This window comes from Actinobacillus minor NM305 (genome assembly GCF_000175195.1).
GTDB classification, from domain to species: Bacteria; Pseudomonadota; Gammaproteobacteria; order Enterobacterales; family Pasteurellaceae; genus Haemophilus_A; species Haemophilus_A minor.
This window is the reverse complement of sequence record NZ_ACQL01000063.1, coordinates 1-22,147: the sequence shown is the minus strand read 5'-3', so window position 1 is coordinate 22,147 and position 22,147 is coordinate 1. Positions and strand designations below refer to the sequence as shown.

22 protein-coding genes and 1 pseudogene are annotated in these 22,147 nt (G+C 40.6%); 22 read left to right on the top strand and 1 reads right to left on the bottom strand.

Annotated elements, in window-relative coordinates; genetic code table 11:
• Positions 1 to 938: autotransporter outer membrane beta-barrel domain-containing protein (locus AM305_RS02430; RefSeq protein ID WP_035293755.1), on the top strand; the 938-nt coding region annotated here is incomplete at its 5' end.
• 124 nt (positions 939 to 1,062) lie between these two features.
• Here AM305_RS02430 and AM305_RS02425 read toward each other — a convergent pair.
• Positions 1,063 to 1,599 carry a KdsC family phosphatase gene (locus tag AM305_RS02425; protein WP_005822855.1) on the bottom strand — a complete coding sequence of 179 codons (537 nt, stop codon included), beginning with the start codon at positions 1,597 to 1,599 and terminating at the stop codon, positions 1,063 to 1,065.
• A gap of 56 nt (positions 1,600 to 1,655) precedes the next feature.
• Here AM305_RS02425 and AM305_RS02420 point away from each other — a divergent pair, with 56 nt between their 5' ends.
• The 21 genes and pseudogenes from AM305_RS02420 to AM305_RS11945 form a co-directional block, all read left to right on the top strand.
• Positions 1,656 to 2,348 (top strand): YggS family pyridoxal phosphate-dependent enzyme, encoded by a 693-nt coding sequence (locus tag AM305_RS02420; RefSeq protein ID WP_005822853.1) that lies wholly within the window; start codon positions 1,656 to 1,658, stop codon positions 2,346 to 2,348.
• A gap of 155 nt (positions 2,349 to 2,503) precedes the next feature.
• Positions 2,504 to 3,448 (top strand): 16S rRNA (cytosine(1402)-N(4))-methyltransferase RsmH, encoded by a 945-nt coding sequence (rsmH, locus tag AM305_RS02415; RefSeq protein WP_005822850.1) that lies wholly within the window; start codon positions 2,504 to 2,506, stop codon positions 3,446 to 3,448.
• Positions 3,449 to 3,463: 15 nt separating this feature from the next.
• Positions 3,464 to 3,784 (top strand): cell division protein FtsL, encoded by a 321-nt coding sequence (ftsL, locus tag AM305_RS02410; protein WP_005822849.1) that lies wholly within the window; start codon positions 3,464 to 3,466, stop codon positions 3,782 to 3,784.
• Positions 3,785 to 3,799: 15 nt separating this feature from the next.
• Positions 3,800 to 5,845: a penicillin-binding transpeptidase domain-containing protein gene (locus tag AM305_RS02405; protein WP_005822847.1), complete on the top strand. Its 2,046-nt coding sequence runs from the start codon at positions 3,800 to 3,802 to the stop codon at positions 5,843 to 5,845.
• Between the two features lie 11 nt (positions 5,846 to 5,856).
• Positions 5,857 to 7,347, top strand: coding sequence for a UDP-N-acetylmuramoyl-L-alanyl-D-glutamate--2,6-diaminopimelate ligase (gene murE, locus AM305_RS02400; protein ID WP_005822845.1), 1,491 nt, complete (start codon positions 5,857 to 5,859; stop codon positions 7,345 to 7,347).
• A 6-nt stretch (positions 7,348 to 7,353) separates the two neighbouring features.
• Positions 7,354 to 7,803 carry a hypothetical protein gene (locus AM305_RS02395; protein ID WP_005822844.1) on the top strand — a complete coding sequence of 150 codons (450 nt, stop codon included), beginning with the start codon at positions 7,354 to 7,356 and terminating at the stop codon, positions 7,801 to 7,803.
• 15 nt (positions 7,804 to 7,818) lie between these two features.
• A complete protein-coding gene (gene murF / locus AM305_RS02390) occupies positions 7,819 to 9,213 on the top strand; it encodes a UDP-N-acetylmuramoyl-tripeptide--D-alanyl-D-alanine ligase (protein WP_005822843.1) in 1,395 nt (464 codons plus the stop codon).
• Positions 9,214 to 9,223: 10 nt separating this feature from the next.
• The gene (mraY, locus tag AM305_RS02385; RefSeq protein WP_005822841.1) at positions 9,224 to 10,306 is read left to right on the top strand and encodes a phospho-N-acetylmuramoyl-pentapeptide-transferase; all 1,083 of its coding nucleotides are present in this window, start codon (positions 9,224 to 9,226) and stop codon (positions 10,304 to 10,306) included.
• 89 nt (positions 10,307 to 10,395) lie between these two features.
• Positions 10,396 to 11,700 carry a UDP-N-acetylmuramoyl-L-alanine--D-glutamate ligase gene (gene murD, locus AM305_RS02380; protein WP_005822840.1) on the top strand — a complete coding sequence of 435 codons (1,305 nt, stop codon included), beginning with the start codon at positions 10,396 to 10,398 and terminating at the stop codon, positions 11,698 to 11,700.
• The gene (gene ftsW, locus AM305_RS02375) at positions 11,700 to 12,875 is read left to right on the top strand and encodes a putative lipid II flippase FtsW (protein ID WP_005822838.1); all 1,176 of its coding nucleotides are present in this window, start codon (positions 11,700 to 11,702) and stop codon (positions 12,873 to 12,875) included. Before murD ends, ftsW begins: the two co-directional genes overlap by 1 nt.
• Before the next feature lie 193 nt (positions 12,876 to 13,068).
• Positions 13,069 to 14,517 (top strand): membrane-bound lytic murein transglycosylase MltF, encoded by a 1,449-nt coding sequence (gene mltF / locus AM305_RS02370; RefSeq protein WP_407705974.1) that lies wholly within the window; start codon positions 13,069 to 13,071, stop codon positions 14,515 to 14,517.
• A gap of 107 nt (positions 14,518 to 14,624) precedes the next feature.
• Positions 14,625 to 15,254: a pyridoxamine 5'-phosphate oxidase gene (gene pdxH, locus AM305_RS02365; protein WP_005822834.1), complete on the top strand. Its 630-nt coding sequence runs from the start codon at positions 14,625 to 14,627 to the stop codon at positions 15,252 to 15,254.
• A gap of 66 nt (positions 15,255 to 15,320) precedes the next feature.
• Positions 15,321 to 15,905: an aminoacyl-tRNA hydrolase gene (gene pth, locus AM305_RS02360; protein WP_005822832.1), complete on the top strand. Its 585-nt coding sequence runs from the start codon at positions 15,321 to 15,323 to the stop codon at positions 15,903 to 15,905.
• Positions 15,906 to 15,999: 94 nt separating this feature from the next.
• The gene (gene ychF / locus AM305_RS02355; RefSeq protein ID WP_005822831.1) at positions 16,000 to 17,091 is read left to right on the top strand and encodes a redox-regulated ATPase YchF; all 1,092 of its coding nucleotides are present in this window, start codon (positions 16,000 to 16,002) and stop codon (positions 17,089 to 17,091) included.
• A gap of 162 nt (positions 17,092 to 17,253) precedes the next feature.
• Positions 17,254 to 18,267, top strand: coding sequence for a tRNA pseudouridine(13) synthase TruD (gene truD / locus AM305_RS02350; RefSeq protein ID WP_005822829.1), 1,014 nt, complete (start codon positions 17,254 to 17,256; stop codon positions 18,265 to 18,267).
• 9 nt (positions 18,268 to 18,276) lie between these two features.
• The gene (gene surE / locus AM305_RS02345; RefSeq protein WP_005822827.1) at positions 18,277 to 19,053 is read left to right on the top strand and encodes a 5'/3'-nucleotidase SurE; all 777 of its coding nucleotides are present in this window, start codon (positions 18,277 to 18,279) and stop codon (positions 19,051 to 19,053) included.
• A 16-nt stretch (positions 19,054 to 19,069) separates the two neighbouring features.
• Complete coding sequence (locus AM305_RS02340) at positions 19,070 to 19,654, top strand: YqaA family protein (RefSeq protein WP_005822826.1); 585 nt, start codon at positions 19,070 to 19,072, stop codon at positions 19,652 to 19,654.
• A gap of 20 nt (positions 19,655 to 19,674) precedes the next feature.
• Positions 19,675 to 20,154 carry a LysM peptidoglycan-binding domain-containing protein gene (locus tag AM305_RS02335; RefSeq protein ID WP_005822825.1) on the top strand — a complete coding sequence of 160 codons (480 nt, stop codon included), beginning with the start codon at positions 19,675 to 19,677 and terminating at the stop codon, positions 20,152 to 20,154.
• A 12-nt stretch (positions 20,155 to 20,166) separates the two neighbouring features.
• Positions 20,167 to 20,364, top strand: coding sequence for a putative periplasmic lipoprotein (locus tag AM305_RS02330; protein ID WP_005822824.1), 198 nt, complete (start codon positions 20,167 to 20,169; stop codon positions 20,362 to 20,364).
• Between the two features lie 16 nt (positions 20,365 to 20,380).
• The gene (gene nlpD, locus AM305_RS02325) at positions 20,381 to 21,610 is read left to right on the top strand and encodes a murein hydrolase activator NlpD (RefSeq protein WP_005822822.1); all 1,230 of its coding nucleotides are present in this window, start codon (positions 20,381 to 20,383) and stop codon (positions 21,608 to 21,610) included.
• A 326-nt stretch (positions 21,611 to 21,936) separates the two neighbouring features.
• A pseudogene (locus tag AM305_RS11945) lies at positions 21,937 to 22,089 on the top strand (Mur ligase domain-containing protein); the annotation flags it as partial.
• Positions 22,090 to 22,147 lie beyond the last annotated feature (58 nt).

The following is a 22,147-nucleotide window of genomic DNA, read 5'->3' as shown; positions in this document are numbered from 1 at the left end:
CTGTGGAACCGGTTAAACCTGTTACTCCATCTGTGGAGCCAAATTATCCTACAGAGCCAACGATTGAAAAAGCTCTCAGCGAAAAATCCAATGCCCTTGTTTCCCTTCGTCAAGCTCAATTAGCCTTAGTGGAAAGCAACCTTGAAAGCTTACATCAACGTTTAGGCGAATTAAAAAATGGCGAAAAAGGCAATGTGTGGGTGCGTAATGTGAACTCTCGCAACGATTTCGCTTCAACCCGTACTGCTAGCGATTCGCACTCATCAGGCTTTGAGCAAGATGTTCACAGCGTTCAGTTAGGCGCAGATGCTGCTTTAACTGATAATATCCGCTTAGGTGGATTTGTGGGTAATGCGCGTTCTGATGTGGATTTTGACGGTGAATACGGTTCAGGTAAAGTGAAAACGCAATCACTCGGTCTTTACGGCACTTACCTTGCCAACAACGGTTTCTATTGGGATAATGTGGCAAAATATGAGTATGTAAAATCTGAGTCAGCAACCACTGGCAAACGCAAATACAATGCTTATACCCTTTCTACTGAAGTCGGACGTATTCATCAGTTAGGTCAAGGTTGGACGGTTACACCACAAATTCAAGCAGCGTGGACAAGATTATCCAGCCAAAGCGATGAAGAACGCTTATCTGCCTTAACCGCCCGTGCCGGTGTGCGTGTGGCAAAAGCCATTGAGTTTAACGGCTGGAAACTTCAACCTTATACGGAAATAAATGGCATTACTACGCAAACAAATAACAATCAGGTTCGTGTAAACCAATATCTGTTTGATGTTGCTGAAAGCAAAGGTCGTATCCAAACAGCTTTAGGTATTAACGCTGCCGTAGGTAATCATAGATTAGGCTTAGAAGGCTCTGTAACCAACGGTAAATACTTAGATCAGCCGTATAAAGTCCAAGCGGTTTATCGTTATAGTTGGTAGTTAATTAGCATTTAGAATATTCTGTTCTTTTTGGTGTGAACATACTAAGGTTTTGAGCGAGAATAAATTTCGCTTTTACAAACAAGGTGACATAGTAGACTAATTTGTCTACTATGTCATTTTCTTACTGTGCCATCTTCTCCGCAACCGTTAAGAAACCATCGGCAGTGCTAAAAATTTCCCCAAAACCTTGCGCTTCTAGGATTTTATCTGACACCTCACGAAAAGCTCCTTCTCCACCGGCTTTTTCCAATATCCAATCCGCTTTTTCCTTAACATAATCGTGAGCATTACGTGTCGCAATCGCTAAACCGCAAACCTCAAATGCAGGCAAATCTAAAGTATCATCGCCGATAAATGCCGTTTGTTCAGGTGTAACACCTGCTTGCTTCATAATATCAAAACAAGCTGAACGTTTTTCCATTTTGCCTAAATGGGCAAGCTGAATTTTGAGAACCTCTAAGCGTTTACGCAATAAGGGATGATCACCACCAGAAATGACGGCTACTTGAATACCGCAAGTTTGTAACATTTTTACCCCTAACCCATCGTGAACGTGAAAGCGTTTCATTACCTCGCCTTCTGCGGTGTAATACAAACCACCATCTGTTAAAACGCCATCTACATCAGTAATCACTAACTTTATCTTGGTTAAATCCATGTTTTTATCCTTCAATGTGTTATGATCTTCGCATTATAGCTTTTTTGGAGTGAAAGATGTCGATTTCTCAAAACTTATCTCAAATTCAACAACGTATCCAACAGATAGCCCATCAATGCCAACGTTCAGATATCCGCCTGTTGGCTGTTTCTAAAACGAAACCTGTACAAGCTATTGAAGAGGCGATCCAAGCTGGGCAAAAAGCTTTTGGCGAGAATTACGTGCAAGAAGGGGTAGAAAAAATCAATTATTTTAAAGAGAACAAAGAGATTGAATGGCATTTTATCGGACCTCTCCAATCAAACAAAACTCGCCTCGTTGCTGAGCATTTTGACTGGATCCAAACCGTAGATCGTCTCAAGATTGCCGAACGCCTCAATGAGCAACGACCTGAGGGAAAAGCCCCCTTAAATGTACTGATTCAAATCAATATCAGCGATGAAAGCTCAAAATCCGGCATTGCCCCTGAAGAAATGCTCGAGCTAGCACACAAGATTGCTTCTTTACCCAACCTTCGTTTAAAAGGGTTAATGGCAATTCCAAAACCCGAAAGCGATCCTGAACAACAAAAAATCGCTTTTCGTAAAATGGAGCAACTTTTCCACCGCTTGCAGCAAGCCTTTAGCGGTATCGATACGCTTTCTATGGGAATGTCGGATGATATGCAAAGTGCCATTGAATGTGGCTCGACCATGGTAAGAATTGGTACGGCTATTTTTGGTAAGAGAGATTATGGTCAAAAAGCATAAAAGCTTCCTGTATTAGCTAGTCCCCATGATAAATCCTAACAAATTTAGAAAACAGCTTGCTCCCTCTAGGATGAATCTATAAAATTTGTACCCTTTAGGGAACTTTTCTCTAAGCTAATACTCTCTAAAATAATACTTCTATTTAGGAAAGCAGAATGAGCGACACACTCCATAAACATATTACCGTATTACTACATGAAGCTGTTGAAGGTTTAGCCATTAAACCCAATGGCATTTATATTGACGGTACTTTTGGACGAGGTGGTCATTCACGTCTTATCCTTTCTAAGTTAAACGAGCAAGGTCGCTTAATTGCTACTGACCGTGATCCTCGTGCGATTGCAGAAGCTCACACGATTACCGATCCTCGTTTTCAAATCATTCATACGGCTTTTTCAGCGATTCCACAAGTGTGTGAAGATCTCGATTTAACCGGCAAAATTGACGGCATTTTATTAGATCTTGGTGTATCTTCTCCACAACTTGATGATGCCGAGCGGGGCTTTAGCTTTATGCGTGATGGGCCTCTCGATATGCGAATGGATACCAGTAAAGGGCTTTCTGCCGCAGAGTGGCTAGATCAAGTGTCTATTGAGGATTTAACTTGGGTATTAAAAGAATTTGGCGAAGAACGTTTTGCCAAACGCATTGCGACAGCAATTGTGAATTTTAATAAAACAAGCAGTCAAAAAATTACTCGTACTTTGCAATTAGCGCAAATTATTAGTGATGCAGTGCCTTTTAAAGATAAGCATAAACACCCCGCAACACGTTCATTCCAAGCAATCCGTATTTTTATCAATAGCGAATTAGATGAATTGGAAAAAGCACTTAATTCTGCATTAAGTGTGCTTGCACCGGAAGGTCGTCTATCGATCATTAGTTTCCATTCACTAGAAGATCGTATGGTTAAACAATTTATGAAGAAAAACAGCAAAGGGAAAGAGGTTCCACGTGGGTTGCCTATTTTAGAAGCGGATTTAAATAAAGATATTCCGTTAAAAACGATTGGCAAGGCAATAATGCCGAGTGAAGCAGAAATTGAAGCAAACCCTCGTTCACGTAGTGCGGTGTTGAGAGTGGCGGAGAAAAGAGGATAAAAATAGGGATAGCATATGGCAAGTAGTGAGCGTTACCCATTACGACAGATTATTTTAGATGATTTAACCGGCAATAATAAGTTGGCATTATTGTTATTATTTTTGGTCATTGCAACGGCAATAGCTACAATTTGGATTACTCATCAAACACGTTTATTAACGGCAGAACAAGGCGAGTTAGTTAAACAGAATCGTAGGTTAGAGAATCAGTATATTCATTTACAGCTAGAAGAGCACACGAAGAGCCAACGAGCTAGAATTGAAGCTGCCGCAACGAGTTTTGGATTACAATCTATTCATAAAGATCAAGAAGTGATTTTGCTTCAAAGTAAGTAGAGTTAGAAAAATATCATGACAAAGTCAGTCAAATTGAAACGTAAAAAGCAAACGCCACTTTCTTTATTAAAAAAAGAGAATAAAAGCCAAAAAGAAAGTGTAAAAATCACGGATGAACCGCCAAAACCAAGTTTTCTACCATGGCGTTTTATTTGGGTTGGACTATTTATTATTCTTGCCGTTGGCGGTTTAGTTTGGCAAGCGGCTTATATTCAATTGATTGATTCTGATCGTTTGATAAAAGAAGCGAATAACCGTTCGCTTCGCACAACCGATTTACCTTTTACCCGCGGACGTATTTTAGATCGTAATCAACGATTTCTTTCGTTAAGTGTTCCTATGTATTCGATCACGATTGATCCAAGGGAATATTTTGATAGCAAATTAAAACGTTCATCTGAAGCATGGCGGGCATTAGCTATTGAGACCGAGAGTTCAAAGAGTAAGATTGAAAAAAGCGTGAGTAACTTTATCGATAAAAAGAATAAGTCTAAAGAAAAAGTCGAATTTGATCCGCGCGCAATCTTAAATGTGAAAGATGGTAATTATTGGACGCTTTTGGCTCAAAGTACGGGGTTAGACTATAACTTATTGATTGAGAAAGTGCGTAATAATCCAAATTCTGCTTTTGTAGCAATGGATACAGAGCAAGCGAATATTGAGCGTGAAAAATGGAAAGTCTTTGCTAAAAGTACGGGGCAATCTTATAGTGAGTTGATGGATAAATTATACAAATCAGCTCGCCAACGCTTTGTTTATCTTGCACGAAGAGAGAGCGAAAGCATTGCAAATTATGCTAAAGAACTGAAATTAGAAGCGATTGTGGTTAGAGCGGAATCTCGCCGTGTTTATCCGCTTGCTGAAGAAGCTTCACAATTGATTGGTTTTACAGATATTGACGATCAACATGGTGCAGAAGGGCTTGAACGTAGCTTTGACTCATTATTGATTGGTAAAAGTGGTAAGCAAGTCATCCGTAAAGATGCTCGTGGTAATGTTATCGAAAATATACGTGATGAAAAACAATACGATCCACAAGATGTTGTACTGAGCATTGATGAAGAGCTACAGTCCATGGTGTATAGTGAAATTAAGAAAGCGGTAAAAGAAAATGATGCGGAATCGGGTACGGCTGTTTTAGTTGATGTCACTACCGGTGAAGTGCTTGCAATGGCAAATGCACCCTCGTTTAATCCTAATAAGCGGGATACATTTAAGCCTGAGTTAATGCGAAATCGTGCGATTACCGATACTTTCGAACCAGGTTCTACGGTAAAACCTTTAGTTGTACTCACTGCATTACAAAATGGGGCAACTTACCGTGATGAAATTATTAATACACGACCTTTTACGGTTAATGGTCACACCATTAAAGACGTTTCACCTCGAGAAAGTCTTTCGCTTACCGGGATTTTACAAAAATCCAGTAACGTGGGGGTAAGCCGCTTAGCACTGAGAATGCCAAGTACAGCGTTAGTTGATACTTACAGCAAAGTAGGCTTTGGTAAAGATACAGGGCTAGGGCTTGGCGAGCAGCGTGGTACAAACGGGGATCGTAAACGTTGGGCGGATATTGAACGTGCAACGATGGCATATGGTTATGGTTTAAATGTAACACCATTGCAATTAGCTCGCGCTTATGCAACTTTAGGGAGCTTTGGGGTTTATCGCCCTCTTTCTATTACAAAAGTCGATCCGCCTGTGTTAGGCGATCGAGTATTACCGGAAAAGATAACGCGCGATGTCGTGAAGATGATGGAAAGCGTTGCGCAAAAAGGCGAAGGCGGACAACGAGCAATGGTTGATGGCTACCGTGTGGCGGTAAAAACAGGTACAGCCCGTAAGTTGGAAAAAGGGCAATACGTTAAAAAATATTTCGCTTACACCGCAGGTATTGCACCTGCAAGTAATCCACGCTTTGCGTTAGTGGTGTTGATCAACGAACCTAAAGCAGGCAATTATTACGGTGGTGCAGTATCTGCGCCATTATTCTCCAGTATTATGGGCTATGCACTAAAAGCGTATAACATTAAACCGGATAATCTTTCAGAAACTCATTAAGTGATTATAGTATGAAACGTTTACTTTCATTTTTCCCAGCACTTGAAAGCTGGGCAGAATTAAAAACCTTAAACAAAATGACCTTAGATAGCCGCCAAGTTGAAAAGGGCGATCTGTTTGTTGCCTTAAAAGGACACCAAGTCGATGGTCGTCAGTTTATTGAAAAAGCGATTGAACAAGGAGCTGATTTAGTTTTAGCCGAAGCAGATGACGATGTGCAAGCGGTAAGATTGGCAGAAAAATTTGCAAATTCGACCGCTTGTGTGCTGGAAGTGCCGAATTTACCAAAACAACTTTCAGCGATTGCAGGTGCGTTCTATGGCAATCCGTCAGAAAAATTAACCCTTGTCGGCATTACAGGTACCAACGGCAAAACCACTACGGCACAGCTTTTTGCTCAGTGGCGAAACTTGCTTGGCGGTAAATCAGCGGTGATGGGAACTATCGGCAACGGGCTATACGGGCAAGTACAAGAAGCGGTAAACACCACAGGTTCTGCCGTTGAAATTCAACGCAACCTTGCGGACTTTGTTGAATTGGGGGCAGACTTCTGTGCAATGGAAGTCTCTTCTCACGGCTTGGCTCAGTATCGTGCTGAAGCATTAGACTTCGACTTGGCGATTTTCACTAACTTAAGCCGTGATCACCTTGATTATCACAACACAATGGAGGAGTACGCCCAAGCGAAGTTCCGCTTATTTGGCGAGCTTTCATCAAAACAACAGGTGATCAACGCTGATGATGAAATCGGGCGTGAATGGTTGGCAAAATTGCCTGAAGCCGTCGCCGTCAGCACCGACAGCCAATTCCAACCACAACAAACCCGTTGGGTCAAAGCCAAAGCGGTACAATTTACCTTACAAGGTGCAACCATTGAATTTGAAAGTAGCTGGGGCAACGGCGAACTCAAAAGCCGTTTAATCGGGGCCTTTAATGTCAGCAACTTATTAACCGCTTTCGCTGGTTTATTGGCTTTGGACTACGATTTGCAAAAATTAATCGAAACTGCACCGCTGTTAAACGGTGTATGCGGACGTATGGAATGTTTAATCAGCGAAGAAAATCCTGAAGAAAGCCCGATGGTGATTGTTGATTATGCCCATACCCCTGATGCCTTAGAAAAAGCCTTAGATGCCGCACGTTTGCATTGTGAAGGTGAATTGTGGTGTGTCTTTGGTTGCGGTGGCGATCGTGATACAGGCAAACGCCCATTAATGGCACGCATTGCCGAACAGTTAGCGGACAGAGTGATTGTAACTGATGACAACCCACGCACCGAAGATCCTGATGTGATTTTTAACGATATTATGAAAGGTTTCCGCAAGCCAAAAGCGGTGCAGTCTATGCATATTCGTCAATATGCGATTGAACAAGCAATTGCCCAAGCCGAGCCGAAAGATGTGATTTTGATTGCCGGTAAAGGACACGAAGATTACCAAATTATCGGCACGAAGAAATATCACTTTTCGGATCAAGAGTGGGCGAAAAAATCTCTTGGCTAGGGATCGATGAATAAACAAAGAATTACGATTACTGCCTTTATTTTTAAATTAGGTGATGATTATTTAGGTTTTTTAAGAAATCTTACACCAACGGTACTTTTTCTTTCTTTAGCCTTTTTCGGATTGCCTGAATTGGGGAGTGCAAATTGGTCTCTTGAGAAAATAGGTATGATACTTTTTTCTTTAGGCTCTCTTTTTATTGCTGCGAGTGCGATGGCGGTTAATATAGTTTCATTTGCCAAGAAAGCATTAAAAGCCTTGCAAGAGTTGCAAAATATTGAAGTAAAGACACCGCTTAATTTTTGGCAAACGGTGAAACTACTGTGGCAAGAAGGGAATGCTAAAGTCGTCATGTTCTTTTTTGTCATTAATATTGTCGCTATTATGATGGTAATGACCTACGGCATGAACTATGCATTTAATTTCTACCGAACCATATCTAGTATGGTTGGGTAAATATAAGGATAATAAATGATAAAACAAACAACTCAACAACTCGCCCAAACTCTAAACGCTAAACTACTTGGTAGTGGTGAGATTATTGTTGAAAACATCAGTACAGATACCCGTCAAGCGGTCGAAAAAGGCTTATTTTTTGCATTAAAAGGCGAAAAATTTGATGCTCACGATTATGTGGAAAAAGCGATTGAACAAGGCTGTGTTGCCTTAGTCGTTGAGCGTGAATTGGCGGTAAATGTACCGCAAATTATTGTGGAAGATACTCGCTTGGCATTGGGGCAGTTGGCGAAATGGCTGAAAGCGGAAATTAACCCAAAAACTGTGGCAATGACGGGCTCTTCAGGCAAAACCACCGTCAAAGAGATGACTGCAAAAATTTTGCAAAAAGTGACCGCTTGTGAAGATCAAGTGCTTTATACCTTTGGTAATTTAAACAATGACTTAGGTGTGCCATTGACCCTATTACGTTTAACCCCTGAGCATAAATTTGCCGTGGTTGAGCTGGGGGCGAACCACATCGGCGAAATTGCTTATACCACCGAAATTGCACAACCTGATGCCTGTTTAGTGAATAACGTGGCATCCGCTCATCTTGAAGGATTTGGCTCGTTGGCAGGTGTGGCTCAAGCTAAAGGTGAAATTTATCGTGGCTTGAAGGCTGGCGGTAAGGCGATTGTGAATTTAGCTCATTACTACCCTGAATGGCAGAAAGAGATTGGCGATCACGAGTTACAGTCGTTCTGCTACACCGGCGAAGATAAAGACAGCTATGCAGATTTCTGGGCGGAAAATGTTGAGTTACACCTCAATGGTTCACGCTTTACCTTACATACGCCACAGGGTGAAATTGAGATCAACTTGCCTTATTTAGGCGAACATAATGTGAGTAATGCGTTAGCGGCAACAGCACTCGCAATGGCAGTCGGGGCAGATTTAACTGCGGTTAAAGCTGGATTGGAACAGCGTTCAGCGGTTAAAGGGCGTTTGTATCCGATTGAAATTAAAGAGAATGTGCTGTTTATTGATGACAGTTATAATGCAAACGTGGACTCAATGAAATCTGCGGTATCAGTATTAAAACAGTATCCAGCTTTCCGCATTTTTGTGGTGGGCGATATGGCGGAACTTGGTAAAGACAGCCCAGCTTGTCACCAAGAAGTTGCCGATTTCGTTAAACAGGCGAAGTTAGATTTAGTGGTCAGCTTCGGCAAAGAGAGTGAGGTGATTAGCGGTAATTCAGCTCACCACTTTAATGATAAAACCGCAATGGCGGCGTTTTTGCTCCCGATCATTTTGCAAAAAATCGAACAAAATCAACCGCTTGTATTATTAGCAAAAGGCTCTCGTAGCCAAAAAATGGAAGACGTAATTGCTTCCTTATGTCGTTCTTTTGATGTTTCTTTTTAAGGATTAGCTTATGTTAGTTTGGCTTGCTGAATATCTGGTGCAATACAACACCGTGTTTAACGTGGTGTCGTACATTACTTTCCGTTCTATTATGGCGTTATTAACCGCAATGGGAATAGGTTTATGGATTGGGCCAGAAGTTATTCGCCGTTTACAACTGTTAAAATTTGGACAAGAAGTCCGTAATGATGGCCCGGAAAGCCATTTTAAAAAGCGTGGTACACCAACGATGGGCGGTGTGATGATCTTAGCCTCAATCGGCATTAGTACCTTACTTTGGGCAGATTTACGTAATAGCTATGTCTGGTTCGTGCTTTTTGTGCTATTTGGCTATGGTGTAGTGGGCTTTGTGGATGACTATTGGAAGATTAAACGTAAAAATACAGATGGCTTAATTGCTCGTTGGAAATATTTCTGGCTATCAGTGATTGCATTAGTTGCCGTATTTGGTATTTATGCTGTGGGGAAAGATACAGCCGCAACGCAACTTGTTGTGCCATTCTTTAAAGAGTTTATGCCACAGCTTGGCGTTTTCTTTATTGTACTTTCTTATTTTGTTATTGTAGGAACCAGTAACGCCGTCAATTTAACCGATGGTTTAGACGGTTTAGCGATTGTACCAACCATTATGGTGGCAAGCGCTTTTGCACTTATTGCTTGGGCAACGGGTAACTATAATTTTGCACAATACTTACATATTCCTTTTATTGCCAATGCCGGCGAGCTTGTGATCCTTTGTACCGCAATTGTTGGCGCAGGTTTAGGTTTCTTATGGTATAACACCTACCCGGCACAGGTTTTTATGGGGGATGTGGGTTCACTTTCTTTAGGTGGCGCATTAGGAACTATTGCTGTGTTAGTTCGCCAAGAATTGTTATTAGTGATTATGGGCGGTGTTTTTGTGGTTGAAGCTTTATCTGTTATTTTACAGGTCGGCTCCTATAAACTTCGCCAAAAACGTATTTTCCGTATGGCACCGATCCACCACCATTTTGAACTTAAAGGCTGGCCAGAACCACGCGTTATCGTGCGTTTCTGGATCATTACCTTAATGTTGGTATTAATTGGATTGGTAACGTTGAAGTTACGTTAATTCGGGGTAGGGTGGGTCTTGACCCACCGCTGATAAGGCTCTATTCGATGGTGGGTCAAGACCCACCCTACACATAAGAGAACAACAAAATGCAAAATCAATATCAAGGCAAAACCATTACGATTATCGGCTTAGGCACAACAGGCTTATCTTGTGTCGAATTTTTTGCGGACAAACAGGCTCAAGTGCGAGTGATTGATACTCGATCAAATCCTGCTGGTGCAGACAAATTATCGAAGAACATTCCACTGCATACGGGTGGTTTAAACCTTGAATGGCTATTAAGCTCCGATTTAATTGTGATTAGCCCAGGGCTAGCCTTAGCAACGCCAGAAATTCAGCAAGCTATTCAAGCTGGCGTGGAAGTGGTTGGCGATATTGAGTTGTTCTGCCGTGAAGCAAAAGCGCCGATTATTGCGATTACGGGGGCAAATGGTAAAAGTACGGTAACGACTTTGACAACAGAAATGGCAAAACAAGCAGGTATCAAAGTCGGTATGGGCGGTAACATCGGCGTGCCTGCCTTGAGCTTATTGAAAAGCGATTACGAACTTTATGTGTTGGAATTATCAAGCTTCCAGCTGGAAACGACCTATTCTTTAAAAGCGAAAGCGGCAACCATTTTAAATATCAGTGAAGATCATATGGATCGTTACAATAACTCCGTTGAAGAATATCGTGCAGCAAAATTGCGTATCTATCAAAATGCGGAAAATATTATTGTAAATGGTGAAGATCCGCTAACTTATCCAACACAAGCGGTCGAAAAATTAATTCGTTTTGCAGAGCAAAATGCAGAATATTCGAAAAAGAACGACACATTATATGCTTATGATGATGCGGTTATCGGTATAAAACAGATGTTAATTCGTGGTCGCCATAACGAAATGAATGCATTAGCAGCAATGGCATTAGCCGAAGCTGCAGGTATTCCTCGAGAAGGCATTGTAAAAGCCTTACAAATTTATGGTGGTTTACCGCACCGTTTCCAAGCTGTTGCCACCAATGATGGCGTGCGTTGGGTTAATGACTCGAAAGCAACGAATGTTGGAAGTACAGTGGCAGCTTTAAATGGTTTAGAAGTCGCCGGTACACTTTATTTACTTTTAGGTGGCGATGGCAAAGCGGCCGATTTTTCAGAGTTAGTTCCTTTAGTCAATAAATCCAATATCGTTTGCTATTGTTTTGGGCAAGATGGCGAACAACTGGCAAAATTATCTACCCAAAGCGTATTGGTTGCTACCATGCAAGAAGCCGTAGAGCAAATTCGTCCGCAATTAAAAACAGGCGATATGGTGTTGTTATCACCGGCTTGTGCAAGCTTAGATCAATTCAAAAACTTTGAAGAGCGTGGCAATATCTTTATGGCATTAGCTCGAGGAGAAGCGGTTTAATGTGGGAAAAAATAAAAACAGAATGGGATAATTGGGTAAGTATTACGCCTAATAATGCCCTTTATGATCGTGCTCTCATTTGGCTGTTTTTAGGATTATTAACTGTTGGATTCGTGATGGTAACTTCAGCCTCCATTCCCGTGAGTACCCGCTTAAATAACGCACCTTTTGAATTTGCGATTAAAGACGGCTTTTATGTGATTACTTCCATTTGTGCTTGCCTCTTCTTTGTGCAAATTCCGATGGAAAAATGGGAAAAATATAACATTCTTTTATTTTTCTTTGCGGTAGCTTGTTTAGTTGCTGTACTGATTATCGGAAAAGAGGTTAATGGTTCAAAACGTTGGATTCCTTTTGGTGTCATGAATTTCCAGCCTGCAGAGTTAGCTAAATTAGCGATTATTTGCTACTTTTCTAGCTTTTACGTACGTAAATTTGATGAAATGCGTACACAATCGTGGAGCTTTTTCCGTCCACTACTGATTTTGCTTATTTTTGGTGGGTTATTATTACAGCAGCCGGATATGGGGAGCTCTTTTGTATTATTTGTACTGACATTCGCGATGTTATTTGTGATGGGCGCTAAGCTCATGCAATTTCTGGTTTTAGGTGCAGGCGCTATTATAGGCTTTGCTGCTTTGGTCTTAATGTCCGAATATCGTTTAAAGCGTATGACCTCCTTTATGGATCCATTTGCAGATGCTTATGGTAGTGGTTTCCAACTTTCAAACTCTCAAATGGCATTTGGGCAAGGCGAGTTTTGGGGGCAAGGCTTAGGAAATTCCATTCAAAAATTAGAATATTTACCTGAAGCGCATACCGACTTTGTTATGGCAGTAATTGGTGAAGAGTTTGGCTTTGTTGGTATTCTCTTTGTGATTACCTTATTGGTTTTACTTTCACTTCGAGCGTTGAAAATTAGCCGAGAGTCATTGATTATGGAAGAACGCTTTAAGGGCTTTTTTGCATTTGGGATAGCGATGTGGATCTTCTTACAAGGCTTTGTTAATTTAGGTGTTGCATCGGGTTTGTTACCAACAAAAGGTTTGACCTTTCCGTTAGTCAGTTATGGTGGTTCAAGCTTAGTGATTATGTCTATTGCGATTGCCATTTTGTTAAGAATAGACCATGAAAATCGTTTAGAACGTGTTGGTCATGCACACATCAAAGAGTAACGTAAAGTCATTCTAAGGCAATATAAAAGAGTTGGTAATGATTACTTTCTAATCTTTACCAGCTTTTTTTATTTGAAATTGAAATGCTTTAAGATAGACTGATAATGAATTCAGAAAATATAATGAGGTTATTTTGAAAGGATTATTACTCCGTCTTGTTGGAGCGATTACTTTACTGCTATGGGCATGGGATATGGTATTTCCATGGCAAAAATTAATGCAGGCTGAAGAAAATCGTTATACACATATTCAGCATCAGAAACAGCTGAAAGTGGGAATGATTAATCATCCGTTATCCTATTTCGTTAATACAGAAGGCACATCAGGCATAGAATATGAGCTATCAAAAGCTTTCGCTGATTATCTAGGTGTTTCGCTAGCCGTAGAATCTTTTGATAATAGCGATCAGCTATTTAAGGCTTTACAAGAAAATCAAATTGATATTGCCGCTGCGGGTTTGTTGTATCAACCAGAACGAGGGGAGCAGTTTCAAATAGGCGCGAGTTATTATTCTGCTTCTTGGCAAGTTGTTTATAAAAAAGGGAATACAAGACCTTATAAGTTAGGGGATCTTCAAGGAGAACTCATCGTACCATCTGGTTCTGCTGTGATCCCTATTTTAGAGAAACTGAAAGAGGTTAATCCAACACTAAATTGGAAAACAACGGATAAATATACGCAAGAAGAGTTGTTATTACAGGTGGCTGATGGAAAGCTATCTTATACGATTGCCGTGTCGGTAGATATTTCTGCAGCACAGCATATTAGTCCGAATATTGCGGTTGGATTTGATTTAATCGATGAAATGCCTGTTGTTTGGTATTTACCACATAGTTCTTTTAGTGAATTACAAGCCGCAGTTTTAGAATTTATGGATAATGCAAATGAAACAGGGTTATTAGCTCGTATTGAAGAAAAATATTTTAATCATTTAAGTCGTTTTAATTATGTAGATATAGTCAGTTATCTTAAGGCTATTAAGAATATTTTGCCTAAATATCAACCTTTATTTGAAAAATATAGAGGTGAATTAGAATGGCAAATGTTAGCCGCAATTGCTTACCAAGAATCCCATTGGGATCCAAATGCTATTTCCCCAACAGGTGTTCGAGGAATCATGATGCTTACTCGTGATACCGCTGATCGTATGCATGTTACAGATAGAACGAACGCAGAACAGAGTATAAAAGGCGGAGCAGAGTATTTGAATATGCTTATTGAGCAATTACCAACAACCATTCCTAAAGAGGATAGAATTTGGTATGGATTAGCAGCTTATAATATGGGATTAGGGCATTTACTTGATGTCAGGCGATTAACAAAACAACTTGGTGGTGATCCGGATAATTGGTTCGATGTGAAGAAAAATCTACCGCTTCTATCAGAAAAACGCCATTATAGTGGATTAAAATATGGCTATGCTCGAGGATTTGAAGCTTATAACTATGTTGAAAATATACGCAAATATTACAGTAGCATCATCAATCACCAACGTGTAGAAGAACAAAAAATCCAAGCAGAGCAGAAAATCGATGAAGGGATGGAACAACAAGAAAATAGTATAAATAATACGATATCGGAGAAAACAGAGCATGAAGTGCAAAGTGAGACTGAAGCAGAGAAGAAGCCTGACAACAAATAAAAACAGAAGAATTATGCATATTTGGAAAAGAAAGCGTTTAATCAAAGAGCGCAGAGAAGTTGCATTTACGATAATGAACGCATTATAGTTTGTTTACTGGGAATAGAATGGACTTACACAATATTCGAGAAGATTATCATCAAAGAACATTGTCAGAAAGTCAATGTGATGATAATCCCCTTACTCAATTTCAAAAATGGCTAGCCGAAGCAATTGAAGCAAAAGTGAATGAACCGACAGCGATGAACCTTGCTACAGTACAAGATAATCGCCCGACAAGTCGTATGGTGCTATTGAAAGAAGTCAATGAACAAGGCTTTATCTTTTTTACCAATTACCAAAGCCGTAAAGGGCAAGCCATAGCACAAAATCCTTATGTTGCCTTAACGTTCTTTTGGGCTGAGTTTGAACGTTCTGTCAGAATTGAAGGGGTAATCGAAAAAATTTCGGCACAAGCTTCCGATGAATATTTTGCAACTCGACCTTATACCAGCAAAATTGGCGCGTGGGCAAGTGATCAAAGCCAAGTATTGAGCAGTAATACCGCATTAGTTGCTAAAGCTGCGTTGATGGCGGCGAAGTACCCACTTAATGTACCAAGACCGCCACATTGGGGAGGCTATCTTGTTAAACCTGAGCGCATTGAATTTTGGCAAGGCAGACCAAGTCGTTTACATGACAGGATCTGCTATCGGCTAGAAAATGGAAATTGGTTTAAAGAAAAACTCTCCCCTTAGCGTTTTACCTTGAGAAATTGGCATAAATTGCCTACAATATCGCCTTTTGTTTATTAGACGAAAACTATGTCGCAAATTAAATTGATTGTCGGGCTTGCCAACCCCGGCGCAAAATATGAAGAAACTCGCCATAACGCTGGCGAATGGCTAGTGAACGAACTCGCTCGAATGTTTAATGCTACGTTAAAAGACGAGGCAAAATATTTTGGTAAAGTCGCCAAAATTAACACGCCACAAGGCGAAGTTCGTTTGCTTGTGCCAACCACGTTTATGAATTTAAGTGGTAAGGCTGTTGGCGCATTAGCGAATTTCTATCGTATTAAGCCTGAAGAAATTTTAGTCGCTCACGATGAATTAGATCTTCCCCCAGGTGTTGCTAAAATCAAGCAAGGTGGCGGACATGGCGGACACAACGGTTTAAAAGACATTATTGCTGCGCTTGGTAATAGCAATAATTTCTACCGTGTGCGTATCGGAATTGGGCATCCAGGGCATAAAGACTTAGTGGCAAGTTATGTGTTAGGAAAACCTTCCTCAACGGATCAGCCTTTAATTAATGCTGCGGTTGATGAAGCCAGCCGTTGTGTGGAACTGCTGTTCAAAGAAGGGATTGTTAAAGCGACTAATCGCTTGAATGCTTTTAAAGCGTAAAATTGATTGAATAATGATGGTAGGACACACTGCGTGTGTCCATATCTGTTTTTTCGGACACAGGTTATGTGTCCCAACATAATAGGAAAATAAAATGGGATTTAAGTGTGGTATTGTCGGTTTACCAAATGTGGGTAAATCAACTCTCTTTAATGCATTAACTAAAGCTGGTATCGAAGCGGCAAACTATCCGTTCTGTACCATTGAACCAAATACAGGTGTTGTGCCTATGCCAGACCCTCGTTTAGATGCGTTGGCGGAAATCGTTAAGCCAGAACGTGTATTGCCAACTACGATGGAATTTGTGGATATTGCAGGCTTAGTGGCTGGGGCAAGTAAAGGCGAAGGTTTAGGCAATAAATTCTTAGCGAATATCCGTGAAACTGATGCGATTGGTCACGTTGTCCGCTGTTTTGAGAACGATGATATTGTTCACGTTGCAGGCAAAATCAGTCCACTTGATGATATTGAAGTGATCAATACGGAATTAGCCCTAGCGGATTTAGATAGCTGTGAACGTGCTATCCAACGTTTACAAAAACGTGCTAAAGGCGGCGACAAAGACGCTAAATTTGAGCTTTCCATTATGGAAAAAATCCTACCGACCTTAGAACATGGCGGTATGATCCGTTCTGTTGCGTTGGATAAAGATGAACTTCACGCCATCAAAGGTTATAACTTCTTAACTTTGAAACCAACAATGTACATTGCCAACGTGAATGAAGATGGCTTTGAAAACAATCCTTATTTAGACCAAGTGCGTGAAATTGCGGCAAAAGAAAATGCGGTCGTTGTGCCTGTTTGTGCAGCGATTGAAGCGGAAATTGCTGAGCTTGACGATGATGAGAAAATCGAGTTCTTACAAGATTTAGGCATTGAAGAACCAGGTCTAAACCGTGTAATCCGTGCAGGTTATAAGCTATTGAACTTACAAACTTACTTCACCGCAGGCGTGAAAGAAGTACGTGCTTGGACGGTGTCTATTGGCGCAACAGCACCAAAAGCGGCGGCGGTTATTCATACCGACTTTGAGCGTGGCTTTATCCGTGCGGAAGTGATTGCCTATGAAGATTTTATTCAATTCAAAGGTGAGAACGGTGCCAAAGAAGCAGGCAAATGGCGTTTAGAAGGAAAAGAGTATATCGTTCAAGATGGCGATGTAATGCATTTCCGCTTTAACGTGTAATTCGCAAATTTCTATTAAAAAACAACCGCTTGTGAATAACAGGCGGTTGTTTTTTATGCCTGAATAAATTTTTATTGTAATAAAGCGTAAAAGCCTAATTTTGCCGTTTAAAATTAACGCATAACTGGTAAAATAGAACTTTTGTTTTTTTAAGAAAATATGATGAAATTAAGTTACCTTTTCGGCGCACCAGAACAAGCGGGCAGATTAAAAGCAGAATTTGCAGATTTTATTGTAAAAGAGGAATTAGGCTATCCGCTTACGGGCGAAGGGGAATTCGTTGCTGTCAAAATTCGAAAGACTAATGCGAATACACTTTTTGTTGGCGAAAAATTAGCAAAATTTGCCGGTATTTCTGACCGAGAAATGAGTTATGCGGGGTTGAAAGATCGCCACGCCATTACCGAACAATGGTTTTGTTTACATCTTGCCGGTAAAGAAACACCGGATTTTAGCCAGTTTGAATGTGAAGGCGTTGAAGTTCTGGAGGTCACTCGCCATAACCGCAAAATTCGAGTGGGCTCGCTTTTGGGGAACCATTTTGAGCTTTTGCTTCGTGATGTAGTAGAAAGTGAGGAACTGACACAACGTTTAACAAAATTACAAGCGGTCGGATTTCCTAATTATTTTACGGAACAACGCTTTGGGCGTGATGGTCATAATCTTACCCAAGCTTTACGTTGGGCAAACGGCGAAATTCAGGTTAAAGATCGCAAAAAACGTAGTTTTTATCTTTCTGCGGCACGGAGCGAAATTTTTAATTTAATTGTCTCGCAACGTATTAAAGATGATCTTATTCAGCAAGTCCAAGTCGGCGATTATTTGCAACTTTCAGGTTCTCATAGCTTTTTTGAAGTTAAATCTGATGAGTTAGACAGTTCTCAAAGTCGATTAATATCAGGCGATGTACTTTTAACGGCGCCGTTAGTGGGCGAACATTCATTAGATTTAGTCGCTAATGAGGCTGAAAAACAGATTATTGAACAGCACGCGAATTTAATTGCCTTGATGAAAAAAGAACGTGTTGGGCAGGCTCGCCGAGCGATGTTATGCAAACCTCAACAATTTAGTTGGGCATTTGAACCGGAAGGTTTGCGTTTAATGTTCTTCTTAGAGGCAGGTAGCTATGCCACAGGGCTTGTGCGAGAGTTAATTCAATGCACGGAAGATGCATAAAAGGATAATATGAACATTTTAATTAGTAATGATGATGGCATTAATGCCCTAGGCATCAAAACATTGGCAGCAACTTTGCGTGAAGCAGGGCATCGCGTTACCGTGATTGCACCGGATCGTAATCGTTCTGCAGCGTCAAGTTGTTTGACGCTGACTGAGCCGTTGCGTGTTCATCAATTTGATGAATTTAATTATACGGTAATTGCCGGTACACCGGCAGATTGTGTTCATTTAGCGCTTAATGGGCTTTTCCCTAATGATTTCGATTTAGTCATTTCAGGGATTAACCACGGTGCAAATTTGGGCGATGATATTGTCTATTCCGGTACAGTTGCAGCTGCATTGGAAGGTCGTCATCTTCCTTTACCTTGTTTAGCCGTCTCTTTGGTTGGTAGAAAGGGCGATGATAAGCATCACGGGCATTTATTTGGCAATAATCATTTTGAAACAGCTGCAAAAGTGGTTTTATCGCTTTTACCTAAATTACACAAAGATTTGATTAATCCTCGCGAAATTTTAAATATCAACGTGCCGGATTTGCCTTATGAACAGTTGAAAGGCGTTATGATTACCCGTCAAGGTAAGCGTTCTCAGGCGGCAGAAATTGTGAAAAGCCAAGATCCTCGCAATGGTGTCATTTATTGGCTTGGGGCAAATGGTGTGGCGATTGATGAAAGCGAAGGCACCGATTTTTATGCAATTAATCACGATTATGTATCGATTACGCCTATTCAGGCAGATATGACCGCTCATCGTTCGCTAACCGATTTACAAGAAATTATTTAAGAAAGGCAAAAATTTTATGCAATTATTTGGTACAATTTATGACAAAACAATGGCGTGGTCAAAGCACCGTTATGCTTCGTTTTGGCTAAGTTTTGTGAGCTTTATTGAAGCGATTTTCTTTCCAATTCCGCCGGATGTGATGTTAATCCCAATGTCGATGTCTAAACCTCAAAATGCGACAAAATATGCGATTTATACTACGGTTGCGTCTGTGTTAGGTGGCATAATTGGCTATTTCGTGGGGCTATATGCCTTTGATTGGGTTCAGGGTTTCATTGCCGATTGGGGAATGCAAGCAAACTTTGACAAAGCAAAATCGTGGTTTGAAACGTGGGGCGTGGCAGTTGTCTTTTTAGCAGGGTTTTCTCCAATTCCTTATAAAGTCTTTACGATTTGTGCCGGTGTAATGCAAATGGCATTCTTACCTTTTGTACTTACCGCTGCGATTTCCCGCTTTGCCCGTTTTATTTTGGTGGCGAAACTTTCGGCGTGGGGTGGTGAAAAATATGCTGAAAAAATCCGCCGTTCTATTGAATTGATTGGCTGGGGAACAATTATTTTAGCGGTTGTTGCCTATGCGATTTATGAATTAACTAAATAAATTTATTCAGGATTCTTAATATGAAAAAATCATTCTTTTTATTACCGCTTGTTGTTGCTTTTACTTTAGCAGGGTGTAACTCAACGACTTCTTCCGAAGTCGAAACATCTGATGCAGTAAATACTGCAAATACTTCAGGAACATGGCAGCCTGCTGATATTCAACCAACAGCGATGCCTAGCTCCATGAATCAACCGGTTTCTCAGCCGACTTACGGTGCTTCTACAACACCAAGCTATAATACTTCAGCAAATTCAAGTTACAGTAACTCAACAGAGAGTGTTGGGAATTGCCAAGTGATTAGAGATACATCAGGTACGCCGGTATATACACAAATGACAAAAGGTTGTTATACAGACAGCACTTATACAGTGGGTGCAAAAGATACACTTTATTTAATTTCATTCTTATCCGGCACATCGCCAAGTCAGATTGCAAGTTTAAATAACATGAGTACCACAACAAAATTAAAAGTGGGGCAATCGCTTCGAGTACGATAAGGAATTATAGTGATGAAAAAAATTGTGAGCTTATTTGTTTTATCAAGCGTTTTTTTAACCGCTTGTAGTTCATCAGAACAACCTAAAACAGATGTTAATGAATTATCGCCAGGCGTTATGCAACCCGTAAATGGTTCTGGTGCAAGTGAAGGTAGCTTTGGGTGGGAATCTGATATCCAATCAGCGCCAATGCCTTCGACAATGAAATAATACGAAAGGATAGCGAATGAAGAAACATTTTTTACTTTTACCTCTTACTGCAATGGTTTTAACAGCATGTAGTTCAAATACTCCCGCACCCGTTGTAAATGCTTCTGATAGTACAGAACTTTCTCCTGGTGTTATGCAACCTGTTTCAGGAACTGGCGCAGTAAGCAATGGAGGATGGCAATCAGCTGATATTCAACCAAGTAATATGCCAAGCTCTATGTCGGGTAGTATGCCTACAAGTACGCCTGTGGTAACAAACCCGGTTATTACAGAACAACCAGAACTACCAAAAACAACGACAAAAGTTGTGAAGAAAACCAAAACGGTACAAAAGAAAGTTGATCAAAATTTCGAAATTCCAAGAGATGCTAATAATGCCCCTGTATATAGCCAAATTCAAAAAGGGTTTTATGATGGCTCAACTTATACCGTTCGTAAAGGCGATACAATGTTCTTAATTGCTTATATTGTGGGTAAAGATGTTAAGGAAATCGCAGCATTAAATAATATGAGTGAACCTTATCAATTAACGGTAGGGCAAAAATTAAAAACAGGTAAATCAGGTACTGAAACGATTACTGTAGAAGAAACTGTAACAGTTCCGGTTGAGCAGCCTAAAGTAACTTATCAGCAAGGTGCAAATGGTACAGTTTATGCCTCTGATGGTAATGTGACTGGGCCAGTAAAAGCAAGTACGGGCTCTGATGCAGAAGTGAGTGTACCAAATAGTGGCATTCGTGCTTCAGTTGGAACAGCACAAACAGCTAAGACAGCAAGTACAGGTGTTGTTGCAAGTGCAGGTACAGTAAGTACTGTTAAAGCAACATCGCCAAGCTATTCTTCAAAATCTAATACGGCTTCAGCACCTGCTTCGTCATTTAAATGGCAATGGCCAACAGCAGGACGAGTGGTTCAAGGTTTCTCTCCATCTGAAGGTGGAAACAAAGGAATAGATATTGCAGGAAGCAAAGGTCAAGATGTTCGTGCCGCAGCTGATGGTAAAGTAGTTTACGCTGGAAACGCATTGGAAGGTTATGGTAATTTAATTATTATCAAACACAATGATGATTTCCTAAGTGCTTATGCTCACAACGATAGTATTAAAGTCGATGAGCAAGATAGCGTAAGAGCGGGTGAGAAAATCGCAACTATGGGAAGCACAGGTACAACAAGTAACAAATTACACTTTGAAATTCGTTACAAAGGTAAATCTGTCGATCCAACACGTTATTTACCAAAACAATAGCTTCATGCATTCATAACCTAGTTCTATGGAGCTAGGTTATGTTTTTCCTAGTAGCTAAGAAAAGACCAGTTATATAAACTGGTCTCAGACGGATGACAAACCTACCTTTACAGACACCTTCCGTCAAAGGTGGATTTATTTTTTGCCGTTTTATCTCTTTCTTTTGCATTTCACTTCGAATAGCCATTCAATCGGTCAGTTTTGTGGATTTTTTACCATGACTTCATATTGATAAAGGTTGAACCATAAAAAACGTAAAAAAGCCCATAGTACAAGGGCTATCTTCTTGAGATTTTGTGCCATTGCGACTAGGATGCATTGCATTTTATGATGTTGAACAACTTCAGCCTGCGCCAGATTTAGTTGTTATTGGCAATGCGATGAGCCGAGGTAATCCTTGTGTCGAATATGTTCTTAATAATCAGCTGAATTATACTTCCGGACCGCAATGGCTACACGATCATCTTCTTAAAGATCGTTGAGTGCTTGGCGTTTCAGGCACGTACGGCAAAACAACCACAACGGGAATGTTGGCTT

Bases quoted from the DNA above. Each gene is read 5' to 3' on its own strand.
- AM305_RS02425 (WP_005822855.1), bottom strand. From the start codon at position 1,599: ATGGATTTAACCAAGATAAAGTTAGTGATTACTGATGTAGATGGCGTT.
- AM305_RS02420 (WP_005822853.1), top strand. From the start codon at position 1,656: ATGTCGATTTCTCAAAACTTATCTCAAATTCAACAACGTATCCAACAG.
- rsmH (WP_005822850.1), top strand. From the start codon at position 2,504: ATGAGCGACACACTCCATAAACATATTACCGTATTACTACATGAAGCT.
- ftsL (WP_005822849.1), top strand. From the start codon at position 3,464: ATGGCAAGTAGTGAGCGTTACCCATTACGACAGATTATTTTAGATGAT.
- AM305_RS02405 (WP_005822847.1), top strand. From the start codon at position 3,800: ATGACAAAGTCAGTCAAATTGAAACGTAAAAAGCAAACGCCACTTTCT.
- murE (WP_005822845.1), top strand. From the start codon at position 5,857: ATGAAACGTTTACTTTCATTTTTCCCAGCACTTGAAAGCTGGGCAGAA.
- AM305_RS02395 (WP_005822844.1), top strand. From the start codon at position 7,354: ATGAATAAACAAAGAATTACGATTACTGCCTTTATTTTTAAATTAGGT.
- murF (WP_005822843.1), top strand. From the start codon at position 7,819: ATGATAAAACAAACAACTCAACAACTCGCCCAAACTCTAAACGCTAAA.
- mraY (WP_005822841.1), top strand. From the start codon at position 9,224: ATGTTAGTTTGGCTTGCTGAATATCTGGTGCAATACAACACCGTGTTT.
- murD (WP_005822840.1), top strand. From the start codon at position 10,396: ATGCAAAATCAATATCAAGGCAAAACCATTACGATTATCGGCTTAGGC.
- ftsW (WP_005822838.1), top strand. From the start codon at position 11,700: ATGTGGGAAAAAATAAAAACAGAATGGGATAATTGGGTAAGTATTACG.
- mltF (WP_407705974.1), top strand. From the start codon at position 13,069: ATGGTATTTCCATGGCAAAAATTAATGCAGGCTGAAGAAAATCGTTAT.
- pdxH (WP_005822834.1), top strand. From the start codon at position 14,625: ATGGACTTACACAATATTCGAGAAGATTATCATCAAAGAACATTGTCA.
- pth (WP_005822832.1), top strand. From the start codon at position 15,321: ATGTCGCAAATTAAATTGATTGTCGGGCTTGCCAACCCCGGCGCAAAA.
- ychF (WP_005822831.1), top strand. From the start codon at position 16,000: ATGGGATTTAAGTGTGGTATTGTCGGTTTACCAAATGTGGGTAAATCA.
- truD (WP_005822829.1), top strand. From the start codon at position 17,254: ATGAAATTAAGTTACCTTTTCGGCGCACCAGAACAAGCGGGCAGATTA.
- surE (WP_005822827.1), top strand. From the start codon at position 18,277: ATGAACATTTTAATTAGTAATGATGATGGCATTAATGCCCTAGGCATC.
- AM305_RS02340 (WP_005822826.1), top strand. From the start codon at position 19,070: ATGCAATTATTTGGTACAATTTATGACAAAACAATGGCGTGGTCAAAG.
- AM305_RS02335 (WP_005822825.1), top strand. From the start codon at position 19,675: ATGAAAAAATCATTCTTTTTATTACCGCTTGTTGTTGCTTTTACTTTA.
- AM305_RS02330 (WP_005822824.1), top strand. From the start codon at position 20,167: ATGAAAAAAATTGTGAGCTTATTTGTTTTATCAAGCGTTTTTTTAACC.
- nlpD (WP_005822822.1), top strand. From the start codon at position 20,381: ATGAAGAAACATTTTTTACTTTTACCTCTTACTGCAATGGTTTTAACA.